Origin of the sequence: Paraburkholderia sp., assembly GCF_036488505.1 — a bacterium.
GTDB lineage: Bacteria > Pseudomonadota > Gammaproteobacteria > Burkholderiales > Burkholderiaceae > Paraburkholderia.
Genome location: NZ_DASXHN010000221.1, coordinates 1 through 7,679, shown reverse-complemented (window position 1 = coordinate 7,679; position 7,679 = coordinate 1). Strand labels below are relative to the sequence as shown.

Annotated in this window: 7 protein-coding genes; 5 read left to right on the top strand and 2 right to left on the bottom strand. The window is 66.1% G+C overall.

What is annotated here, in order from left to right; genetic code table 11:
- Positions 1 to 1,071, top strand: a 1,071-nt coding sequence (locus VGH68_RS13385) for a carbohydrate porin (RefSeq protein ID WP_331604107.1), incomplete at its 5' end; no start/stop codon positions are given.
- 171 nt (positions 1,072 to 1,242) lie between these two features.
- Here VGH68_RS13385 and VGH68_RS13380 read toward each other — a convergent pair.
- On the bottom strand, positions 1,243 to 2,127 hold the full coding sequence (locus VGH68_RS13380) for a LysR family transcriptional regulator (protein ID WP_331604108.1): 885 nt from the start codon (positions 2,125 to 2,127) through the stop codon (positions 1,243 to 1,245).
- A gap of 102 nt (positions 2,128 to 2,229) precedes the next feature.
- Here VGH68_RS13380 and VGH68_RS13375 point away from each other — a divergent pair, with 102 nt between their 5' ends.
- Positions 2,230 to 3,162, top strand: a complete 933-nt coding sequence (locus VGH68_RS13375; protein ID WP_331604106.1) for a DMT family transporter — start codon at positions 2,230 to 2,232, stop codon at positions 3,160 to 3,162.
- Between the two features lie 165 nt (positions 3,163 to 3,327).
- On the opposite strand, the gene VGH68_RS13370 is transcribed toward VGH68_RS13375, so the two are convergent.
- Entirely contained in the window at positions 3,328 to 4,623 is a 1,296-nt protein-coding gene (locus tag VGH68_RS13370; protein ID WP_331604105.1) for an MFS transporter, read from the bottom strand.
- Between the two features lie 199 nt (positions 4,624 to 4,822).
- Here VGH68_RS13370 and VGH68_RS13365 point away from each other — a divergent pair, with 199 nt between their 5' ends.
- The 3 genes from VGH68_RS13365 to VGH68_RS13355 form a co-directional block, all read left to right on the top strand.
- The gene (locus tag VGH68_RS13365; RefSeq protein WP_331604104.1) at positions 4,823 to 5,596 is read left to right on the top strand and encodes a GntR family transcriptional regulator; all 774 of its coding nucleotides are present in this window, start codon (positions 4,823 to 4,825) and stop codon (positions 5,594 to 5,596) included.
- 8 nt (positions 5,597 to 5,604) lie between these two features.
- Positions 5,605 to 7,287: a malonate decarboxylase subunit alpha gene (mdcA, locus tag VGH68_RS13360; protein WP_331604103.1), complete on the top strand. Its 1,683-nt coding sequence runs from the start codon at positions 5,605 to 5,607 to the stop codon at positions 7,285 to 7,287.
- A 2-nt stretch (positions 7,288 to 7,289) separates the two neighbouring features.
- The coding region (locus VGH68_RS13355; protein ID WP_331604102.1) for a triphosphoribosyl-dephospho-CoA synthase at positions 7,290 to 7,679 on the top strand (390 nt) is incomplete at its 3' end.

Genomic DNA, 7,679 nt, shown 5'->3' with positions numbered 1-7,679 from the left:
TTCAACGTCAGTGCGCTGCAGATTCACGGTGCGAACCTGAGCGCGAACAAGCTCGGCACGCTGAACACGGCAAGCGGTATCGAAGCCGATGACGCGACGCGTCTGTGGGAGCTGTGGTATCAGCAGTCGTTCCTGAACAGGCGGGTCGACGTAAAGATCGGTCAGCAGAGTATCGACCAGGAATTCATCACCAGTACGTATTCGGCGCTGTTTCTGAACACGATGTTCGGCTGGCCCGCGCTGCCGTCGTACGACCTGCCATCGGGCGGCCCCGCATATCCGCTCGCGGCTCTCGGGGTGCGGGTGCGCGGCCAGATCACGCCGTCGCTGAGCGCGCTCGCCGGCGTGTATTCGGGCGATCCGCTCGGCAACGACCTAGGCAACATGAGCGGGACCAACTTCAACGTGCACAACGGCGCGTTGTGGATTGGCGAGTTGCAGTACGCGATCAACCAGCCGCCCGACGGCGCAACGGCCGGCGCGGGCAACCCCGGCCTGCCGGGTACTTACAAGATCGGCGTCTGGTACAACAGCAACCGGTTCGACGATCGGCGCTACGACAACACCGGTGTGTCGCTCGCGAATCCGGCGTCGACCGGCATCCCCGCGAGTCACAGCGGCAACTACAGCATCTACGCGGTCGCCGATCAGATGGTCTGGCGTCCGAACCCCGTCGAACCGCGCAGCGTCGGCGTATTCGCGCGGGTGATGGGCGGGCCGGGTGACCGCAACCTCGTGAGCGTCGCGGCCAACCTCGGCGTCGTGCTGAAAGCCCCGTTCAAGGGCCGCGACAACGACAGCGTGGGCCTCGCGTTGACCTATATCAAGGTCGGCAATCACGTGAACGGACTCGATCAGGACTTCCGCGCGTTCAGCGGTGGCCCGTACGGGGTGCGCACGAGCGAAACCGCGCTCGAGGCGACCTACCAGTATCAGATCAATCCGTGGTGGCAACTACAGGCCGACGCGCAATACACGTTCAATGCGGGCGCCGGCCAGAATCCGAACGACCCGACGCAGCCGCTGCGCAATACGTTCGTCGTCGGCGCGCGGACCACGATCAATTTCTGATACGGACTGCGGCGCACCGTACGCCCGGTATGCGCACCCGCCATTGCGATCCGCGATGGGCACGAGTGGTGTGCGCGCGGGAATCGGGTGCTGCGGCCATGCTTCGGCCATGCTTCGGCGTGCCTCACCATGCATCGGCCGTGCTTCAACCGTGCTTCGGGTAGCGCTTCATCACAGCGTCCCGGCGCCTTTGCCCGTCGAGCGCAACGACAGGTCCTGCACCATCTGCTGCGCCAGATAATCGCACGTCGGCCGGTCCGATTTGGCGCTGCGCGCGACCACGATGTCGAGCGGCGCGATCTTCGGCAGCCCCTGCGCTTCGCCCAGAATCACCAGCCGTGACGGCACGCTGCAACGCGTAAGCGCGATCACCGACAGCCCGGCGTCGACGGTCGCGACCAGCCCCATCAGGCTCGCGCTGCTGAATGCCGCGCGATAACGGATATGCGCGGCGTCGAGCGCGACCAGCGTGTGCTGCCGCGCCAGGCAGCCCGGCTCGTACAGTCCCACCGGCAGCGGCGACACGGCCAGCACCGGCGTATCGGCCGACGCCCCCACCCATACCATCGGCTCGCTGCGCACGAATTCGCCGCGCAGCTTGCGGTCGCGCGTGACGAACGCGAGGTCGATCTTGTTGTCCGCGAGCATCGGCGCGAGCGCCGTGCTTTGCGCGCAGACGATCTCGATCTCGACGCGCGGATAGAGCGTCGCAAAACGCCGCAACACCGGCGATAGCAGCGACGACACGTAGTCGTCGGGCGCGCCGAGCACGACCCGGCCGCTGACCTCGGGCCGCACGATCGCCGACCACGCCTCTTCCTGTAACGCGAGCGAGCGCCGCGCGTATTCGAGCAGCGTATTGCCCGGCCGCGTCAGCGCGAGGCTGCGCGTATTGCGCGCGAACAACGTCGTGCCGAGCATCGCTTCGAGCCGCTTGATCTGCATGCTGACCGCCGCCTGCGAGCGATGCACGTTCGCCGCCGCCTTCGTGAAGCTGCCCGCGTCCACGACCGCGACGAAGCTGCGCAACAGGTCGATGTCGAATTCAGGGTTCACCATTTATCAATCCGGCTTATGGAATTTCTCAATTTAATTCGTTTGTGAGTGGCCAGCAAGCGGCGCAATACTCGGGTCATCATTTCGCCGGAGCTATCGCGCATGTCCCTCACCCCACGTCAACAAGGCGCCATCGCGCTGGCGAGCGGCGGACTGATGATGGGCACGCTCGGCGTTTTCGTCGAGGAAGCGCGGCTCGATGCGCTGACGCTGGTGTTCTTTCGCTGCGTGTTCGGCTTTCTGTCGCTTGCCGCCTATTGCGTGTGGAAGGGCTTTTTCACGCGTGCGCAGTTCACCCGCCGCACTGCCGTGCTGGCGCTGATCTCCGGCGTGTTGATGATCACGCAGTGGGTCGGCTTTTTCGACGCGATTCATCGCACCAGCATCGCGGTCGCGACCGTCGTCTTTCATGTGCAACCGTTCTGGGTCGTGCTGATCGGCGCGGCGCTCTTCAACGAGCGGCTGGGCGTCGACCGGCTCGGCTGGATCGCGACCGCGTTCGCCGGGCTCGTGCTCGCGTCGGGTGTGGCCGCTACCGATAATCTGCAAGGCCACACGAGTTATCTGATAGGCGTCGGTGAGGCACTGCTCGGCTCACTGCTTTATGCCGCTGTCACGTTGATCGCGAAGAGCGTTGGCGAATTGAGGCCTCATCTGCTGACGCTGATCCAATGCGCGGTCGGCGTGCTGTGTCTGCCGTTGATTGCATCACTGACTGCGCCGCTGACGCTGACCCATATCGGCCCGATGCAGTGGTTCTGGCTGATCGGCATGGGCGTGCTGCACACCGGACTGTCGTATGTGCTGATTTACGGCGCGCTGCCGAAGCTGACGACGCCAGTTATCGCGGTGCTGTTGTTCGTCTATCCGCTGACCGCGATCGTGGTGGATGCGGTGGTGTACGGCCGCGCGCTATCGCTGTCGCAACTCGCGGGCATGGTGCTGATCGTCGCCGCGAGCCTCGGCGTCAATCTCGGCTGGCCGCTGCTATCGCTGCTGCACTCGGGCGGGCGGACGCGCAGTCACGCGAAATGAGTTGCGGGAAACAAGCAGGGGAACGAGCGCGCGGAACAAGCGCGAGAGCAAGCGCGCGGAACAAGCACGGCAACAAGCGCAGGAACGAGCGCGCGAAACAAGCCACGTGAAAGCGGCGCGCCGCGCGCTTGCGGCTTCGACGCGCGGCCTGCACCGCGCGATCCCTCACTGCGGCAGCGTCTCGCCTTTGGTCTCCGGCGCGAACGGAATCACGAACAAACCGATCACGAACGCGAGCGCCGTCAACGCGACGGGCACGCCGAGCGTCTGCATGTGCAACACCGCCGCACCAAGCAGGAAGTTCACGCCGGCGCCGATAAACCGCCCGAACGACGTGCAGAACGCAAACGCGGTCGCCCGCACGCGGGTTTCGAACTGCTCAGGCAGCCACAGGCTGAACAGCGCGAAATTGCCGCCGAAGAAGCCCAGCACGAACAGCCACGCGATAAACGGCGCGAGCCCGTTCGGCAGATAGAACGCCCAGCCGAAGCTCGCCGCGATCGACACCGCCATGCCCACGAAATACACCGCGAGCGTCTTCTTACGACCGATGCGCTCGGCCAGCGGCGGTAACGCGAGACAGCCGAGGATCGTGCCGATCGACAGCAGCCCGGTGGCGAGCGACGCGGTGCGGATCGAATCGCCCTTCGACATGCCGGCGCGCGTCGCAAGCTGGATCACCGCGGAGGGTTCATACACCGCGCCCGCCCACAAGCCGATGATCGCGATCGTCAGCAGAATGCACGCGACCCATGTGCGGCGCCGGTAAGCCGGCCCGAGGATTTCGCGCATCGGCTTCACGCGGGCGACGCTGGCATCGGCCTTCTGCCACTTCTCCGGTTCCTTCACGCGCAACAGAATCAGAATCGCGACCACCACCGGCACCGCGCCGGTCAGGAACATCGCGCGCCAACCGAAATGCACGCCGATCGTGTAGTTGAGCGCGGCCGCGAGAAAGAAACCCGCGTAGTAGCCGGTCTGCAAATAGCCGGCGCCCATCTTGCGACGGTCCTCCGGCCATGCCTCGGCCACATAGGTGCCGGCCAGCGCCCACTCGCCGCCGATTCCGACGCCGGCGATGAAGCGATAGATGCCGAGCTGCCATACGTTGGTCGACGTCGCGGCCAGTCCGGTGAAAATCGCGAACGTGAAGATCGTGGCCGCGAGCACCTTGGTGCGGCCGAAGCGATCGGCGAGCGGCCCCCAGATGAACGACAGACCCCAACCGACGAGAAACAACGCGAACAGGATCGAACCTGCCAGACCGACGTTGGCCGGCGTCGCCGCGAAGCCGGAGCGCGGCAGCAATTCGGTCAGCGCCGGCGTCAGCACCAGCGCGTAAATGAACGAGTCCATGCCGTCGAGCGTCCAGCCGGCCCATGCGCCCCAGAACCCTGCAATCTGCGAACGGTTGAGCGGCGTGCGCCGCCTTCCGACCGCGCGGTCGGTCAATGTATTCATCGTGCTCCTCCTGCCTACGGTTGGCGAACGTAACGAAAAACGACGGGGTGCGCGCTTGTTGAGTGCGCGGCGATGTCCTCATACTTTTACGGTGACGAAGGGCACCGCTCGCATGCGGGTCTCCGGAGGTGGTGCGCGATTTCTTTCCGGGTTTGCCCGCGCTGCAAAGCGCGTCTTTTTATATACAATATTTGAAATCATGACTGACGCAACTGAAGGTTTTCCCCTGGAGCCGGCCGCGAATGGGTCGCTGCTTCCCGCGGCGCCCCCCCGCGCGAGCACTTCGCATGTGATCGCCCGCGCGCTGCGCGCGGCGATCGTCGATGGCACGCTCGCGCCTGGCGCGCCGTTGCGTCAGGACGCGATCGCGCGCCATTTTTCGGTGAGCGCGATCCCGGTGCGCGAAGCGCTGCGCCAGCTCGAAAGCGAAGGCTGGGCTCGGGCGGCGGTCCATAAGGGCGCGACGGTCGCGCCGCTGTCCGCCGACGAAGCGCGCGAAATCTACGAGATCCGCTCCGCGCTCGAAAGCCTCGCGCTCAGCCTCGCGATTCCCCATCACACCGCCGCGACGCTGCGCGAGGCCGCCAGCCTGTGCCGCGCCGCCGAGCGCGAAGGCGATCAGTCGCTCTACGTCGCGCGCAACGAAGCGTTCCACATGAGCCTCTATGCGCCCGCCGGCCGCCCGCATCTGCAGGACATGATCGGGCTGCTGCACCGGCGCGGCGAACGCTATCTGCGGCTCAAGTTCGGCTTGCCGTCTTACAAAGGCGAGTCCGACAATGAGCACGCCGCGCTGCTCGACGCGGTGCGTCGCCGCGATATTGCCGCCGCGCAATCGCTCGTCGTCGCTCATCTGCTCGGCACCGGCGAGTTGCTGTATCGCTTCCTCACTGAACGCGCGCAAGCCGAAGCCGCGCTTGCGAATCAACCGAAGCCGCGTGGGCGACGCCCGCGTGCCACCAACGGGAGTTGACCGAGCCGATGAACCACCCCGCCGACGCCGCCGCGTCCTCCGCCGCAACCGCACCCGCCGCCCGCTCATGGACGACCCGCCGCGATGAAAAGCTGCGCCGTCTCGCGGCCATCGCCCCCTGGCTCGAAGACGGCGTGCTGCCCGCGCGCCGCATCGTCGACGCGCTCGAAACGCTGATCCAGCCCGGCGATCGGGTCGCGCTCGAAGGCGACAACCAGAAGCAGGCCGATTTCCTGTCGCGCTCGCTCGCGAACGTCGACCCTCAGAAACTGCACGACATCCACCTGCTGATTTCGAGCATCGGCCGTCCCGAGCATCTGACGCTGTTCGAGCGCGGCATCGCGCACAAGGTCGATTTCTCGTTTGCCGGGCCGCAGAGTCTGCGCGTCGCGCAACTGCTCGAAGACGGGCAGCTGGAGATCGGCGCGATCTATACGTACGTCGAGCTGTACGCGCGGATGTTCGTCGACCTGAGCCCGCACGTCGCGCTGCTGTGCGCGGAACAGGCCGACCGTCACGGCAATCTGTACACCGGACCGAATACCGAGGACACACCGACGATCGCCGAGGCCGCCGCGTTCCGGCACGGCATCGTGATCGTGCAGGTCAACGAGATCGTCGACGAACTGCCGCGGGTCGATATTCCGGGCTCGTGGGTCGACGTGGTGGTGCAGGCGGACCGACCCTACGCCGTCGAGCCGCTGTTCACGCGCGATCCGCGTCACATCGGCGATCTGCAGGTGCTGACCGCGATGATGGTGATTCGCGGCATCTACGAGCCGTACGGTGTGAGTTCGCTGAATCACGGCATCGGCTTCGATACCGCGGCGATCGAATTGCTGCTGCCGACCTATGGCGAATCGCTCGGCCTCAAAGGCAAGATCTGCCGCAACTGGACGCTCAATCCGCACCCGACGATGATCCCGGCGATCGAGTCCGGCTGGGTCGACAGCATCCATTGCTTCGGCAGCGAGGTCGGCATGGAGGCGTATATCGAAGCACGCCCCGATGTGTTCTTTACCGGCAACGACGGCAGCCTGCGTTCGAACCGCGTGCTGTGTCAGCTGGCCGGGCAATACGGCGTCGACCTGTTTATCGGGTCGACGTTGCAGATCGATGCCGATGCGAATTCGTCGACCGTCACGCGCGGACGGCTGGCTGGTTTCGGCGGCGCGCCGAACATGGGCCACGACCCGCGCGGCCGGCGTCATTCGAGCGAGGCGTGGCTGAAACTGCTGAAGGGCGACGGCCCCGTCGCGCGCGGCCAGAAGCTCGTCGTGCAACTGGCCGAGACGTACAAGAAAGGCGGCGAGCCGACCTTCGTCGATGAACTCGACGCGGTCGCGGTCGGCGCCAAAAACGGCATGCCGGTCGCGCCGGTGATGATCTACGGCGACGACGTGAGCCATGTCGTCACCGAGGAAGGCATCGCGCATCTGCACAAGGCCGAGGGCATCGACGAGCGGCGCGCGGCGCTCGCCGCGGTGGCCGGCGTCACACCCATCGGCCTGCGCGCGAAGCCCGAGAAAACCGCCGAGCTGCGCCGCCGCGGCATCGTCGCGTATCCGGAAGATCTCGGTATCCGGCGCGGCGACGCGAAGCGTTCGCTGCTCGCGGCGCGCAGCATCGACGATCTGGTCATGTGGTCGGGGGGCCTGTACGCGCCGCCCGCGCGCTTCAGGAGCTGGTGACGATGGCGCCCGCTGCTGCTTTGCTCGAACGTTCCGATTTAGCGGATGGCTGCCGCGAGCTTGCCGCATCGCCGTTTGCCGACGATGCGCAAGTTGCGCGTTACGCGGTCGCCGCGCTGATCGACGAAGCCGAACTCACGCCCAAACCCGCGCTGGTCGACCAGCGCGGCAGCGGTGCGCATCGCGATCTCGACCTCGCGACGATGCGACGCTCGGCGTGTGCGCTCGAACCCACCTTCGCCGCGCTCGCACGCGCGGCGCGCCGCCGCGGCGAACCGTCCGCGCTGCTGCGCACCGAACTCGCGCAGATCGGCCGCGCAGGCGAACAGCAGATGCTGCGCGCGACCGGCGGCAGCAACGCGCATCGTGGCGCGATCTGGATCATCGGCTTG

Excerpts from the sequence above, each read along its gene's own strand:
- VGH68_RS13370 (WP_331604105.1), bottom strand. The coding sequence starts at position 4,623 with ATGAATACATTGACCGACCGCGCGGTCGGAAGGCGGCGCACGCCGCTC.
- VGH68_RS13375 (WP_331604106.1), top strand. The coding sequence starts at position 2,230 with ATGTCCCTCACCCCACGTCAACAAGGCGCCATCGCGCTGGCGAGCGGC.
- mdcA (WP_331604103.1), top strand. The coding sequence starts at position 5,605 with ATGAACCACCCCGCCGACGCCGCCGCGTCCTCCGCCGCAACCGCACCC.
- VGH68_RS13365 (WP_331604104.1), top strand. The coding sequence starts at position 4,823 with ATGACTGACGCAACTGAAGGTTTTCCCCTGGAGCCGGCCGCGAATGGG.